Annotated in this window: 11 protein-coding genes and 1 tRNA gene; 8 read left to right on the top strand and 4 right to left on the bottom strand. The window is 59.5% G+C overall.

Annotated features, from left to right (window positions below):
• The 3 genes from NW835_RS07485 to NW835_RS07475 all read left to right on the top strand — a co-directional run.
• On the top strand, window positions 1-483 hold a 483-nt coding region (locus NW835_RS07485), incomplete at its 5' end, for a CHAD domain-containing protein (protein WP_414414942.1).
• Between the two features lie 196 nt (window positions 484-679).
• A complete protein-coding gene (locus tag NW835_RS07480) occupies window positions 680-1,702 on the top strand; it encodes a spermidine/putrescine ABC transporter substrate-binding protein (RefSeq protein ID WP_414414941.1) in 1,023 nt (340 codons plus the stop codon).
• A gap of 75 nt (window positions 1,703-1,777) precedes the next feature.
• Window positions 1,778-1,948: a high light inducible protein gene (locus NW835_RS07475; RefSeq protein ID WP_414361756.1), complete on the top strand. Its 171-nt coding sequence runs from the start codon at window positions 1,778-1,780 to the stop codon at window positions 1,946-1,948.
• A gap of 223 nt (window positions 1,949-2,171) precedes the next feature.
• On the opposite strand, the gene NW835_RS07470 is transcribed toward NW835_RS07475, so the two are convergent.
• On the bottom strand, window positions 2,172-6,746 hold the full coding sequence (locus tag NW835_RS07470) for a GAF domain-containing protein (RefSeq protein WP_414414940.1): 4,575 nt from the start codon (window positions 6,744-6,746) through the stop codon (window positions 2,172-2,174).
• A gap of 394 nt (window positions 6,747-7,140) precedes the next feature.
• On the opposite strand from NW835_RS07470, the gene NW835_RS07465 reads away from it, so the two are divergent.
• Entirely contained in the window at window positions 7,141-7,518 is a 378-nt protein-coding gene (locus NW835_RS07465; protein ID WP_414333939.1) for a hypothetical protein, read from the top strand.
• A 108-nt stretch (window positions 7,519-7,626) separates the two neighbouring features.
• On the opposite strand, the gene NW835_RS07460 is transcribed toward NW835_RS07465, so the two are convergent.
• Window positions 7,627-7,709, bottom strand: a tRNA-Leu gene (locus NW835_RS07460).
• A 119-nt stretch (window positions 7,710-7,828) separates the two neighbouring features.
• On the opposite strand from NW835_RS07460, the gene tgt reads away from it, so the two are divergent.
• The 3 genes from tgt (at window position 7,829) to NW835_RS07445 (ending at window position 10,950) form a co-directional block, all read left to right on the top strand.
• Complete coding sequence (gene tgt, locus NW835_RS07455; protein ID WP_414398771.1) at window positions 7,829-8,932, top strand: tRNA guanosine(34) transglycosylase Tgt; 1,104 nt, start codon at window positions 7,829-7,831, stop codon at window positions 8,930-8,932.
• Between the two features lie 101 nt (window positions 8,933-9,033).
• The gene (locus tag NW835_RS07450) at window positions 9,034-9,645 is read left to right on the top strand and encodes a hypothetical protein (protein WP_414414939.1); all 612 of its coding nucleotides are present in this window, start codon (window positions 9,034-9,036) and stop codon (window positions 9,643-9,645) included.
• 63 nt (window positions 9,646-9,708) lie between these two features.
• The gene (locus NW835_RS07445) at window positions 9,709-10,950 is read left to right on the top strand and encodes a hypothetical protein (RefSeq protein WP_414414938.1); all 1,242 of its coding nucleotides are present in this window, start codon (window positions 9,709-9,711) and stop codon (window positions 10,948-10,950) included.
• 178 nt (window positions 10,951-11,128) lie between these two features.
• On the opposite strand, the gene NW835_RS07440 is transcribed toward NW835_RS07445, so the two are convergent.
• Entirely contained in the window at window positions 11,129-11,926 is a 798-nt protein-coding gene (locus tag NW835_RS07440) for a response regulator transcription factor (RefSeq protein WP_414371175.1), read from the bottom strand.
• Between the two features lie 97 nt (window positions 11,927-12,023).
• Between NW835_RS07440 and fni the strand changes: the two genes are divergently transcribed.
• Window positions 12,024-13,100 (top strand): type 2 isopentenyl-diphosphate Delta-isomerase, encoded by a 1,077-nt coding sequence (gene fni / locus NW835_RS07435; protein ID WP_414371285.1) that lies wholly within the window; start codon window positions 12,024-12,026, stop codon window positions 13,098-13,100.
• Window positions 13,101-13,102: 2 nt separating this feature from the next.
• Here the strand turns inward: fni and NW835_RS07430 are convergent.
• Window positions 13,103-14,461, bottom strand: a 1,359-nt coding sequence (locus tag NW835_RS07430) for a 4Fe-4S binding protein (RefSeq protein WP_414414937.1), incomplete at its 5' end; no start/stop codon positions are given.

The following is a 14,461-nucleotide window of genomic DNA, read 5'->3' as shown; positions in this document are numbered from 1 at the left end:
GAGTGGCTGGAGCACCCCCGCTACCGGCCTGCGGCCCAGCTTCCCCTCCAGGAGAGCTTGCCTCACCTGTTGGCTCCTTTGCTGGCCGCCTGGTTCCTGCAGCCGGGCTGGCGGATCCCGTCTTTTCCCGAGACAGAATCTCAGGCCAAACAGCTACACGATCTGCGCAAAGCCACCAAACGCCTGCGCTACCAGGTGGAGTTTTTCGCCCCCTTTTACGGGGAAACTGTGCAGGAGTGGATCAAAACTCTGAAAGGCCTACAGGAGCAACTGGGCCGCTTCAACGATTTACAGGTTTTGCAGGCCAAGTTGCCCGCCGACTCGGCCCTACAGCCTAGGTTACGTGAGCAACAAGAGCTGGCTTTGCAGGATTGGCCGTTGCAGCAACAGCGCTACCGCAACCCTGCCGAGCAGCAGCGGCTATATCAACTGCTATTCTCGGCTGGGGAAAGCAGCAACGGGGAAGCCCAGGTGGTAGGCTAGGGCGTAGGGTTGGACAAGCCTGCTCTAGGTCTAGGGGAGGGACAGCGGTGAGCTCCGCTTTTGCCTCAGGGCTAGAGGGAAGTCGGCTATTGTCTAAGTCTTTCCCAGAGCAGGAACTCCAGCCCCTTCACTGCTGCTCCTGCCCCTCCTGCCTATGAAAAAGGGAATTGCCACGGCCATCGCTTTGCTTTGCTGTTTGCTGCTCCTGCTTTTCTTCTGGCCCCTGAGAACGGCTGCCCAAAAACAAACCCTTCAACTCTACATCTGGTCGGAATACATTGACCCGGCCATTCTCACTGCCTTCGAGAAAGCCACCAATAGCCGCGTGGTGGTAAGTGTGTACGAGTCCAACGAGGACATGATCGCCAAGCTGCGGGGGGGCGGCGTGAGCCAGTACGACGTCGTTGTGCCCACGGACTACGTTGTGCCCAACATGGTGGAGCTGGGCCTGCTGCAGCCTCTTAACAAAGCCCTGATTCCCAATCTCCGCAACTTGGGGGAGAAGTTTGTCGGCTTGCCCTTTGACCCAGAAAACACCTACACAGTTCCCTACCAGTGGGGCACCACCGGCATTGGCTACCGCAAAGACCGCCTGCCGGAAAACTTTGAGCGCTCCTGGGGTCTGATTTTCGACCCGCAGCAGCAGTACGGCCCCTTTGTGATGATCGATGAGATGCGCTCCATGATTGCCGCGGCGGCCCTCTACCTCGGCTTCGATATCAACACCACTGTTCGCTCCGAACTGCAGCAGATCCAGCAGCTCCTCATCGACACCAAACGCCGCAGCGCCGGCCTCATTGGCGGGGTGGGCGGCAAAAATCAATTGGTCTCCGGAACAGCCAACGTGGCGGTTGTCTACAGCGGCGATGCCCTGCAAGCTGCTGAGGAAAATGCCAACATTGGCTACTTTGTCCCTCGCGAGGGCGCTCACATCTGGCTAGATGTGATGGCCATCCCAGCCAAAGCTCCTAACCCGGAGCTGGCCAACCGCTTCATCAACTTCCTTCTGGAGCCGGAAATTGGCGCCCAACTGAGCAACTACAACCGCTTTGCCACCCCCAATGCTGCCGCCCTGCCTAAGATTAACCCGCAGGATCGCCAAAACCCAGCTATCTATCCCGATGAGGCAACCTTTGCTAGGCTGCAGTACCTCAAAGTGCTGTCGCAGGAGGAGCTCCGTCTCGTAGACGCTGTCTGGACTGCTGTCAAAAGCAGCTAGGGATCCTTGTCGACCTCACCTTGTTAGCTCTCGACACAAAACTTGACACTTTTTAATATCTGAGCCACATTGGAGATGTCACCCCTTGATGGAGTTGCAACCATGGAAAACCAAGAAGCTAAGTTTGGCTTTACCACCTTCGCCGAAAAATGGAATGGCCGTCTGGCAATGTTGGGCTTTGTGATTGGCGTTTTGACCGAGCTGCTTACGGGCCAAGGCATCCTCTCTCAAATTGGCCTGATGTAATCCCAGCCCGCCTGATTGGGTCGAAGCACTAGCTAGACACCTTTTTGCCCGGCTGTCCCCTTGCAGCTTGCTCAAGCAGCCGGGCTTTTGCTGCGGTTCCGAGCCAGAGCGAAGCCAAACAGCCGCGCCAATTTGTTCCTCCTACCTCCAACGGTTCGCCGCTTGATCCCCATCTCCTTTTGGGAGAGGGGCTGGGGGTGAGGGCGACAAGTCTGGGATTGCCCTAGCCTTCCAATTCCTGCAGGTACTGGCAAATGTCGGCCAAGATGCGCTCCAGCTCCTCCAGGCCCTGGGAAGCGCTTGCCCATTTTGGGTCATCAGCCGGGGATCCCGGCTGCGCCAGTTGCACCCCCAGGTGTTCTAGCTCGCGGGCTACTTGACAAAAGGCATTGGCTCCCACGTTGGCGCTAGCTCCCTTGAGGCGGTGGGCAATTTTCCTCAAGTCTTCGGCATTACCCGCTGCAAGAGCTTGGCGCAGCCGCGGCAACTGGTCCTGGCCATCTTGGACAAACACCTGCAGCAGCTCCCGCTGAAACTGGCGGTCACCTCCCGTAACCCGCTCCAAGTAGGCGGCGTCGATGGGGTAGGGCAGCGTGGGAGCAGGGTCACCGCCGGCAGCTTCAGGAGAAGGCGGATCGGACGAAGCCGCCCCGTTGGCTGCTCCTGCTGCGGAAGGGGCGATCCTTTGGCTCCAGTGGTTGAGCACTTTTTCCAGATCCTCCTTTAGCACCGGCTTACTGAGATAGTCGTCCATGCCCGCTTGCAGGCAGCGCTCCCGATCCTCCTGCATGGCGTTGGCCGTGATGGCAATCACCACGGTGCGGTGGCCGGATCCCCGCTCCTGCTGGCGCAGGCGGCGGGTGGCCTCGTAGCCATCCATCACCGGCATCTGGCAATCCATGAGGATGAGGTCGTACTTGACTTGCTGCAGCAAATCCAGCACCTCCTGGCCGTTGGCCACCACATCCGCCAGGTAGCCCAAGCTCTGCAGCTGGCGCAGGGCCACCTTCTGGTTGACGGGGTTGTCTTCGGCCAAGAGGATGCGCAGGGGTTGCTGGGGGCGGCTGGCCGAGGGCGCACTCTGCGAAAGGGGTGGGCCCATGCCCAGCAGCGCGGTGGCCAGGCCGGAAGACTTGCCCAGGGCCATGATCAGAGCTTCTTGCAATCGCGTTTGCTTGACCGGCTTGGTTAGGTAGGCAGCAAAGCCAATCTCGGCGGCGCGGCGGGAGTGCTCCCCCAACCCCAGCGAGGTCATCATCACCAGTTGCGTCGGGGACAGTTCGGGATCCGCCTTGATCCAGCGGCCCAGGGTTTCCCCATCCACCTCCGGCATCTGCATGTCCAAAACCGCCAAGGGGAAGGGGATCCCTTCCCGCACGGCCTGGCGCAGTTTGTCCAGAGCTTGGTAGGCATTTTCGGCTTCTTCCACCACCATGCCCCAAGCGGTGGCCTGGCAGCGGACGATCTTGCGGTTGGTGGCGTTGTCGTCCACCACCAACAGCCGCTTGCCCTGGAGATTGACAGGGATGCGGGCAGGGTGCTGGGAGATTTGTCGGGCGTAGGGTTGTCTTTCCAGGGTAAGCTCGAGGCTGAAGGTGCTGCCGCGGCCCACCTCGCTCTCTAGGAAGATCTTGCCCCCCATCAGCTCTGTCAGTTGCTTGCAAATGGCTAGGCCCAGCCCTGTGCCCCCGTACTTGCGGGTGGTAGAAGCATCCACTTGGGTGAAGGGCTGAAACAGCTTGGCTTGCGCTTCCTTGGGGATCCCGATCCCTGTATCCCTTACCGAGAGCCGCAGTTGGACATGGGTGGCCGTTTTTTGCAGCAGCTCGGCCTGGATGACCACCTCCCCTTGATGGGTGAACTTGATGGCGTTGCTCACCAAGTTGTTGAGGATTTGGCGCAGACGCGACGCATCCCCCCGCAGATAGCGGGGCACTTCCGGCGGCATGAGCACCGCCAGCTCCAGGCCCTTGGCGTGGGCAGTGGGGGCAAAGAGATCCGCCACCTCCTCCAAACAGGCCCTCAGGTCGAAGTCCAGGATCTCCAGCTCCATCTCCCCGGCTTCCAGCTTGGAGAAGTCCAGGATGTCGTTGATGAGGGTCAGCAGGGCATCGCCGCTGATGCGGATGGTCTCGACAAAGTCCCGCTGCTCGGGGGTCAGGGGCGTCTCCAGCAACAAGCCCGTCATCCCCAGCACCGCGTTCATGGGGGTGCGGATCTCGTGGCTCATGGTGGCCAAGAAGCTGCTTTTGGCCTGAGAAGCCTGCTCTGCCGCTTTGCGGGCTTGTTCTAGCTCAAGGCTGCGCTGGCGCTCCCGCTCCAGGAGCTCTGCCTGGGTGAGGGCAATGCCGATTTGGTTGGCCAGTTGTACCAGCAGCTCGATCTCAAACGGCTGCCACTGGCGGGGTGCAGAACACTGGTGGGCCAACAACAGCCCCCATAGCCGCTGCTCCATGAAGAGGGGCACCACCAGGTTGGCCTTCACCTGCATTGTTTGCAGCAGCTCCAGGTAGCAGGGCTCCAGCCCTTCGGCCTCCACGTCGCTGATGGCGCGAACCCGGCCCTGGCTGTAGAGCTCAGCGTATTTTTCCTGAAAACAGGGATCCTCTATCACCTCGCCCAAAAGGGAAGGGATGCCGGGCTGGGTTTTCTCGTTGGAGATGATCCCGGATCCATCCGGCTGGAAGCGGTAGACCAAAACGCGATCCGCCTTGAGCAGGGCTTGGATCTCCGTTACTGCCGTTTCCAGGATCTCGGCAATATCCAGCGATTGGCGGATCTTTAAGCTGAGATCGGCCAGCAGTTGGGCCCGCCGGCTCTGCCGCTCCAGCTCCTCGGCAGCTTTTTTGCGCTCGGTGATGTTGCGGAAAATGGCCCGCGTGGAGACCATCACCCCATCTTCAAGGCGGCAGTTAACACTTCCCTCCACCCAGATGGTTTCGCCCTTGGCAGTGACAAAGGCCGTCTCCACCTTGTCCAGAGGTTGGCCAGCCAAAAGCTTCTGGAAAACCACCTGGCAGTGCTCTCGATAGTCGGGGTGGATGATGTCGAAAACCCTCATTTGGTGGATTTGAGCTTCGTCGTAGCCCAGGGTCTCCTTCCAGGCGCGGTTGACGTAGAGAAAGTACCCTTCGGCATCGACAGCCTGAATGAGATCGCTGGCATTTTCAAAGAGATCCCGGTAGCGCTCTTCGCTTTCTTTGAGAGCCAGCTCCGCCAGCTTGCGCTCGGTGATGTCGATGCCGGTGCCGATGATAAACTCCACCTCGCCCTCGGCGTTGACCAGGGCGGTGTTGGTCCAAGCAATGAGCCGCAGCGCCCCCTGCTTGGTGCGCCAGAAGTTTTCATGGCGGTTTAAGAAAAGGGAGCGACTGCCCTTAAGTTGTTGAAAAGCTTGCTCCACGCCGGCCATCTCCTCCGCCGGGATCAAGCCCAAGTCCCAGAGCAGTTGGCCCTTGACTTCTGCCAGCGAATAGCCAGAAAGCTGCTCGGCAGCGCGGTTAAAGCGCAGGATGCGCCCCTTGGGATCCATGACCACCACCACAGCGCCTGCCGTGTCGAGGATGGCGTTGGTAAAGTCCCGCTCCTGCTTGAGGAAGGTTTCCGCCCGCTCCCGCTCGGCAGTTTCGCGGCGAATGAGGGCATAAACTGCGGCCAACAGCAAGTAGGTAAAAGCCAGCCCCCCCAGCAGGATGGCATTGGTTCTAACCCAAGCAAGCTGGAACTGCTCGCTGCGCTGCTGCAACAGAAGCCGCTCTTGCTCCTGGAGCGCCTCCACTAGGTTGGCGATCCGCTCCATCAACCTTTGCCCTTCGCCCCTCTTCAAGGCTTCTTGAACAGCGGCCAGCCCCTCTTGATCCCGGAGCCGGATAAGATCTTGGGCAAGGTTCAGACGCTGTTCCAAAAGCAGCTCCAGCCACTTCAGGCGCCCTTGCTGGAGAGGGTTGTCGGCTGTCAACTCTTGCAGCCGGCTAAGACGAGTGGGAATGGCCTCAAGGCTGGCCTTGTACTCGTCGAGGTAGCCAGGCTCGTTGGTCAAAAAGTAGCCCTGTTTACCTGCCTCGGCAGCACGGAGCTCTGAGAGCAATCCTTCCAGGTTCTGGATCACTTCCAAGGTATGGACCACTTGCTCCGTCAGTTGGGGCAGGCGACTGGCGTTGCGCTGGGCAGAGTAGGCGATCCCGCCCAAGATCAGGGCAGCCAGGCCCAGGCCAGCACTGACCTTGAGGAGAAAGCGGTTTTTGCGAGCAGGCTTGCTCTCGCCAGCTTTGGGAAGCAAGGGAGCCTTGGCCAACTCCCGCAAGGTGCGGCGCAGCTCCAGTTGAGCCGCCACCTGATGGGCCAGGGCCTTGAGCTGCTCCAATTGCTCCGGGCTGAGCTGGCGGGGTTGGTAGTCCACCACGCAGAGGGTACCCAGCGCTTGCCCTTCCGGCGTTACCAAGGGCACACCGGCGTAAAAGCGAATATGCGGCTCTTGGGTTACAAAAGGGTTGTCGGCAAAGCGCGGATCCTGGGTGGCATCGGGCACCACCAGCGGCTCTTTGGGCGAGAGAATGGCGTGGGCACAGAAGGCCACATCCCGCGGCGTTTCCTCGATACCCTCAATGCCGAACTTGGCCTTAAACCACTGGCGATGCTCGTCGATGAGAGAGACCAGCGAGACGGGCGTGCCGCAGATGTAAGCAGCAAGCCGGACGATCTCGTCAAAGGCAGTTTCAGGGGCTGTATCGAGAACTTGATACTCTCGTAGGGCAGCCAGCCGCTCTTCTTCGTTGGGGGGAAGGGGAGCCTTGGGCATGGGTCAAGCTGGAGAGACGGGATCCCGCGCTGCCGTGGGTGAACCTCAGCAGCCTGGTAAAAGAGACAACCCCAGCATAACTCCCCGACCGCCTTGCCGAAATCCTCAAGGATCTATGCCCCCAAACGAACCAAGCGGGAGCCGTACTGCCTGACTTGAGGGAAATGCCCTTGTTCTCGGAGGGTGATCCCAGGGGCTTGGCTTTCAAGAAACTATACAGATACACGTAAAGGCAAGAAAATCTCGACGACCCTCGCTTAACACATTTAGCATTTAGTTTTACTTATCTTAAAAATAAGCAGGTTCTAGTACTTTTAAGTTGAAACTTTCCAATTAGAGACTTATGATGGTCGGACAGACTTCAGGATCAGGCTTTTGGGGATAGGGCAGTCTTATGAACAAGCTTCAAGACAGTCTGGTGAAGGCTCTCACCATTGACGGAGCACTGGGCGTGGCTTTGGGGGACTGGAAGACCGGAATGTGTCTGGGGTTTAAGGGCACCAACAGCCCTGCCTTTCCCGAAGCTAATCTGGAGTTGGCCATTGCCGGAAACACAGAGGTGATCCGCGCCAAGATGCGAGTTGCAGAGTCTCTTAAGTTCACCGACAGAATCGAAGAGATACTTATTATTCTGGAGACTCAGTATCACCTGATGTATCTACTTAAGCACATACCTGGGCTATTTTTCTATCTGGCTTTGGATCGAGAGAAAGGCAACTTGGCTCTTGCTCGTATCAAGCTCTCCCAAATCGAAAAAGAGCTGACTCTCTAAAAGTTACGGCCTTTTCCGGCCTCACAGGAGTTGCGCAGCCAAGCAAGATTCTTTTAGGGCTTGCTCTACGTTGAGGTGATGGAGTAGTTAGCAACCAAGCCAAAAGAATGCGGAACCGGGGACTTGAACCCCGATGGCATTGCTGCCACTAGAACCTGAATCTAGCGCGTCTACCATTCCGCCAGTTCCGCGGCGATCTATAAGAATGCCCAAGAAAGGGGATCCCTGTCAAGGGCTGGGGGGTTTTAGAAGGGGATCCGACTCTTATGCTAAGCTCGGCTGCGCACGCAGTGGATCCAGAGCGCTAACCTTGGCGGCTTTTACTTTTGTTTGCGAGGGCACCTGCCCCAACACGCAGGCACGGGCGGGTTATTTCATTACCCCCCACGGCGAGATCCCAACCCCCTGCTTTATGCCGGTGGGAACGCTGGCCAATGTGAAAACCCTCACGCCTGCTCAACTCAAGGAGACCGGCGCCCACATTATCCTCAGCAACACCTATCATCTGCACCTACGCCCCGGCGAAGAGATCATTCAAGCGGCGGGGGGCCTGCACCGCTTCATGGGCTGGCCAGGCCCCATCCTCACGGATTCGGGCGGCTTTCAAGTTTTTAGCCTCAGCGCCATCCGCCAAATCGACGAGGAAGGGGTAACGTTTCGCTCGCCTTACGATGGGCGAATTATTCACTTCACTCCTGAGCTCTCCATCCAGATCCAAAATGCTTTGGGGGGAGACATCATCATGGCTTTTGACGAGTGTCCGCCCTATCCTGCTAGCCCTGAGGCGGTGGCAGCAGCGGTGCGGCGGACTACTCAATGGCTGAAGCGCTGCGTGGAAGCCCACCGCCGCTCCGATCAGGCTTTGTTTGGCATTGTTCAGGGGGGGGTTTACCCGGAGCTGCGTCGGCAGGCAGCGGAAGAAGTCTGTCGGCTGGATCTACCCGGCTATGCCATCGGCGGCGTCAGCGTAGGAGAGCCGGTGGAGCTAATGCACGCGGTGGTGCGACAAACAGCCCCCCTCTTGCCAGCCGATCGCCCCCGTTATCTCATGGGGGTGGGCACCTATGCCGAGATGCGGGCGGCAGTGGCTGCCGGCGTGGACTTGTTTGACTGTGTCATTCCCACGCGCTATGCCCGCCACGGCACCGTGATCAGCCGCGGCCAACGCTGGAACATCAAGAATGCCGAACACCGCCGCAGCCTGGATCCCATCGATCCTGAGTGCCCTTGCTACACCTGCCGCCACTTCAGCCGCGCCTATTTGTGCCACCTCATCCGCGCCCAAGAGATCCTGGGCTACACTCTGCTTTCCATCCACAACATCACGGAGCTCGTGCGCTACACCCAAAGAATGCGCCAGGCCATTCTGGAAGGCAAATTTCATGAGAACTGGGATCCGTGGCGCGAGGGCTGAGCCTCCTCGGGGAGCTTCGTTAACATCAGTAAACATTCGTAGGTTAGGCTTCCTAATCGCTACAATAAGGGGATAACCTAGTCTTAACCTCAGAGGAGAGCATGGCTGTCCGCACCCTGCAAAGTGTCATTGAGCAGCATATTGCTGGACTCCCTGGCCTCATTGCCGTCTTGATAGGGCGGGTCACTGACGGTGCCACAGTAGCCAAAGTAACCTATGCCAGCGACTCCCAAGAGGAGCAAGCCCTAGAACGTTTAGGCACCTACGCCGGCGACTTGTTGCAGGCCAATAGCCGCCTTTGTCAAACCGTTAGCCCCGTCCAAGAGGCGGACTACCTTTTGGCAGGTACTCTGGCGTTGCGGGTTGTCATCAAAGCCTTTCCCAAAAGCCCCTACTTTGTTTTGTTTCTGACCCGTTCCATCACCGACCTCAAGACGATTTCAGACCGGCTTAAGGCCATTCTCATCGACGGCAAACCACTGCTGCCCCCTGTTCAAGACGACACTCTATCCACTGCTCAGGCTTTGATTAGCTACGCCAAGCGCTACGCTCCGGATCCCAACTTTGTCATGCTGCGCTTGTCCCTGAAAACGGGCATTGACCGCAACCGCCTTGAAAAAGGCACCCTGAACCGACAGGAGCTGCGCATTCTCTACAAAGCGGTGGCCGATCTTTTGGGCAGAGAACATCTGCCGATTGCCTTGCCTAGCTAAAGGCTAAAGTTGTGGGAGTTGTTAACTGTTGTCCCTTCCTATCCCCTCGAGATCAGGCCATCTATGTTGGAGCATTTACGCCTTGACCGCGCTCGCAAGCTAATTTCTCTCTTCGGCGAGCCGGTGATTTTCCACTGCCACCACTACAACCTATTTCTGCAGCAGACCATTGAGGATCCGGACTGGATCGATGGGGTGAGCATCCTGCGCACGGCAGCTCAGGAGATTTTCTACAGCTTGCTCCAGGGCGCTTTTAAAACCTTGGGAGTGCAGCAGGCAGCAGAGCGGCTGGCGGTGGCGTGCCAGTTGTTCGGCTTTCTCGGCTTGGGGCGACTGGAGCTGCAGGCCAGCCCCAGCGGTGGCGAAGCCCAGCTCACCCACTCCCACTACGCAGAAGGCTGGCTGAGCAAGTACGGGGATCAGGCTAACCGCACCCGCCCCATCGATCATCTAGCCGTGGGCTATGTGGCGGCGGCGCTGGATGCCACTTTTGGCGAGCTGGGCAGCTACACGGCAGAGGAAACGGAGTGCATGGCGGTTACGCGCAAGGATCGCTGCCTGATCCAGGCTACTCGGCTGCCACGGCCTCAGACTTTGGTTCCTAGCCCCGGCATGGGCAAGCTCATTGAACGTCCAGCCGATCTGCCCAAGCCGATAACAGCGGTGGACTACGACGCGGTCAACGAAGCTCTGTGGAGCCTGCCTTTGGCAGGAGATGAACGGGGGCAGATTCGCGCCTTCAACGTGCTGCTCACGCGCATGCCTGCCAATTACTACAACCGCATCCAGTACCGCTTTTTGGAAGAGCTGAAAGCAGTGCAACCCAGTCTGCAGCAGGTGGCAGAGGATCTGGTGCGCGAATCGGGCCATGTCTGTGTCTTCTACACCTTGGGCAACATCATGGAGTCGCTGGAGTGGGAAACCCTTGTGGGGCCAATGCTGGAAAAGGATACCGACTGGATCCACGGGGCCTATGCCGTAACCAGCAGCTTGGGGTTCGGTCGTTGGCAGGCTTTGGAGGTGGTGAGCGATCATTCCTGCCGGGTGGCTATTGACGGCAACTACGAGACCAACTACTTTTTGGCTTCCTACCCACGGGCAGACTATCCGAGCTGCTATTTTGCCCAAGGGGCGGTGCCGGCGCTGATGAACCTGGTTTACAACGGCAACATTCAGCAGAAGCCGATTCTGGATCAAGTCTTCTACAACCGCCTCTTCCAGCGGGGTGGGCTGTTTTACGGGAAGGAGACCAAAGCCAGAGAGAAAGGGGATCCCTGGTGTGAGTTCTACGCCGAGCGGATTTAGGGATCCATGCAGGTGCGCATCCTGAGGCGGCGAGAGTGTGGAAGGGGCTGGGCCACAGACCTGCTGCTGCCGCGCTGCCTGAGCTGGCCGGAGGTGGAAGAGCTGGCGCAGGAGATAGGGGCCACCTGCCGCTGCTTTCAAAAACAGCTGGTGTGGTTGGATCTGCCGGCAGGGCGAATTACCGCTTCCTTGCGGGTGCCTCGCCTAACTTTGCGGCTCTACGACGCCGCTGTGGAAGCCCAGATCCTGGAGCAGCTGCGCCGCTGGCTCGACTCGGCTGCTGCGACAGAGGGGGCGGCTTTAGGCCAAAGCAGTAGCCAACCTGGCGCACAGTGTGAATGAGGCGGGGTTGGTGCGGATTCCCCTCTAGTTTTTTGCGTAGGGAGAGGATGTGGGTATCGACGGTGCGGGGGTTGGCGGTGGAATCGGGCCAAGCCCGCTCCAGCAGCTCTTGCCGCGAGAGAGGATCCCCATCGGCCTGGATCAGCACCATCAGTAGGCTAAACTCCTGCGGGGTGAGGTCGATGCCTTGACCGGCCAGGGTGACGCGCCGCTGCACCAGATCGATTTTCAGATCCCCATACTGCAGGAAGGTGGGGGGAAGGCTGCGCCACAGCCGACGGGTCAGGGCCTGAATGTGGGCATCCAGAAGGGGCAGGCTAAGGGGCTTGGTGAGGTAGTCGTCTGCGCCTGCCTCCAGCCCAGCGATGATGTCGGCTTCGGATCCCCGTTGGGAGAGGAGCAAAATCAACACATCGCAATGGCGATGCGCCCAGCGGCATAGTTGGAGCCCGGCACGGCTGGACAGCTCCGCATCCAAAATCAAGAGGTGGACAGGCTGCTGTTGCAGCAGGGTTTTGGCCTGGCGAATGGTCTCCGCTTCCCAAACCCGGTGCTGCGCCTGTTGCAGATGCCAACCCAGCAAGCTGCGCAGATGAGGGTTGCCTTCTGCCAGCAAGATGTGCAAAGGTTGCATGGCTACTAGGTTGGATCCCGCCCTCATCATAGACAGCGGGCCACCTTCGGACAATGTTGTTCGCCCGCTACCGGTTGGACAACCCTCTATCCAGACCATGGCCGATTCTCCATCCCCTATCTCCGAACGTAAGCAGGATCACCTAGACATTGTTTTGCAGCAGGACGTCAACGCCAAAGGGATCCGCACCGGCTTTGAGCGCTTTTTCTTCGAGCATGTGGCGTTGCCGGAGCTGCTGCTGCCGGAGATCGATCTCAGTTGCCAGTTTCTGGGAAAGCGCCTGCAGGCCCCTCTGCTGATTAGCAGCATGACCGGGGGGACAGACACTGCCCAGGAGTTGAACCTGTACCTGGCGGCTGCCGCTCAAGAGCTGGGCATTGCCATGGGGGTGGGATCCCAGCGGGCAGCTCTAGAACACCCGGAGCTGGCCCGGACTTACCAGGTGCGGCAAGTAGCTCCGGATATTCTGCTTTTGGCCAACCTGGGCGCTGTGCAGCTCAACTACGGCTATGGGCTGGAGCAGGCGCGGCGGGCGGTGGAGATGATCGAGGCAGATGCGCTGATTTTGCACCTCAACCCACTGCAGGAGGCGGTTCAGCCCCAGGGGGATCGCGATTGGCGCAACCTCTATTGCCGCATCGAGCAGTTGGTGAACCAGTTGCCGGTGCCAGTGCTGGTCAAGGAAGTGGGCAATGGTCTCAGCGCCCAAGTAGCCCGGCGGCTGGCCGAGTGTGGTGTGTCTGCCCTGGATGTGGCCGGGGCAGGGGGGACGAGCTGGAGCGAGGTGGAAGCCCATCGCCAAAGGGATCCCCTCAAGAAACGCATTGCCCACAGCTTCCGGGACTGGGGGATCCCGACAGCCTTGGCTCTGCTGGAAATCCGCCGCTTCCTGCCCAACCTGCCTCTGGTGGCCAGCGGTGGCATCCGCACTGGCATCGATGCAGCCAAAGCCATCCGCTTGGGGGCCGATGTGGTCGGCATGGCCGCTCCCGCTCTCCACGCCGTCTCCCAAGGGCGGGCCCAGGCGGTGGTGGACAGCTTCCGGGCCGTAATCGAGGAGCTGAGGATCGCCGCTTTTTGCACCGGATCAGCCAACTTGGCGCAGCTACGGCAAGCGGCTTTGCGCTGGCAAGATACCTGGGATCCGCTGCCCCCTGTCGGGGAAAGGGGTTGAAATCAAATTCCCAGCACCTGCCACAAGCTCACCTCCAGCCCTAGGGCGGCCAGATGGTAGGGCCACTGCAAACTGCGGCGGGCAATTTTGCCGGTGAGGGCCCACGACAGGAGCAAAGCCAGGATCAGGGTGGATCCCTGAAGAAACCGGATCACCGCTGGGTGGGCCTGCCACAGCACGGGAAGAGCGGATCCCGTCTGGAAGAAAGTTGCCCAAGTTACCGGCAGCACCTGGCCTGCCTCCGTCAAAAACAGGGGCCAATAGAAGGCCAACGTTCCTCCCAAAACCAGCGGCAAATAGCCGTAGATCATCTCCGCAAAGGGTCGGGGTCGCGTCCCCTGGCCTAGCTTATAGGCCAGCCCCGCCAGCCCCCAGGCTGCCAAGGGCACGAGGCTGGGGAGGCTCAAAGCCAGCAAGGCAGCCCCCAGGTGGGGCCAAAACTGCCGTAGATCCCAGCGCAAGCCCCAGCAGGAGAGGCGCTCCGCTATCTGGGGCAGGCAATGGAGATAGATGCCCCCCAGCAGCAACAGCAACAGGGCAGTTTCAGAGGTGCGCGGCGTATGGGTGGTCCACAGCTCGATCCCAGGCGGGCGCAGGTTGAACTCCACCGAGCGATGGGGACAAGCCTTGAGACAAGTCATGCAGAGGACGCAATCTTTGTTGTCTTGCAGTTGCGCCGGATGGGAGTAGAGAGGACAGCCTCCCGTCGCCATGCCTTCCCCTTTCTCGGGCCCACCTTTGTAGCACTGGTAGGTGGTGCATTCTGCCGAACAGGTGCCCTGCTGGGCCCGCAGCTCTGTCATCGAGAGCTTGGCATAAAGGCCGTTCATGCCCCCAATCGGGCAGAGGTAGCGACACCAAAACCGCCGCTCAAACACCAGTGAGCAGACCACCGCTCCGGCGGTAATCAGCAGCAGCAGCAGCCACCCCGACAGGTAAGCCGTGTTGGGCAGATCCCAGATCTCCTCCCACAGGAAAATCAACGCGAACCCGGCAAACAGCACCCAGCCCCCCCAGCGCTCCGCCTGCGTTCGCGGCCATTTCCGCAACTGCCGCGGCCAAAGCCACAAAGATAGCCGCTGAACCAGCTCCCCGTAGATCATGAAGGGGCAGATGGCGCACCACACCCGCCCCAAAAAGGGGAACATCAGCAGCACCACCGGCCACCACCAGGCCCAGAAAAGATTCAACCCCACATTGTGGGCCCGATCCTGAGGCCCCCAGAAGAGGAGAAACACCACCAGCGTGTAGAGAGGCAGCACCAGGCCGTAGTTGAGGCGATCCGGCCACCAGGGACTGCGCAGCAGGCAGCGCAAGCGAGGATAGGCGTTGAGCAAGTTGAGGCGAAACCGCTTGCCCCG

The sequence above is a fragment of the Synechococcus sp. OH2 genome (genome assembly GCF_047462155.1).
Taxonomy (GTDB): Bacteria; Cyanobacteriota; Cyanobacteriia; order Thermostichales; family Thermostichaceae; genus Thermostichus.
Note: the sequence above shows the minus strand (reverse complement) of the source record. Positions and strands in the feature narration are given on the sequence as shown.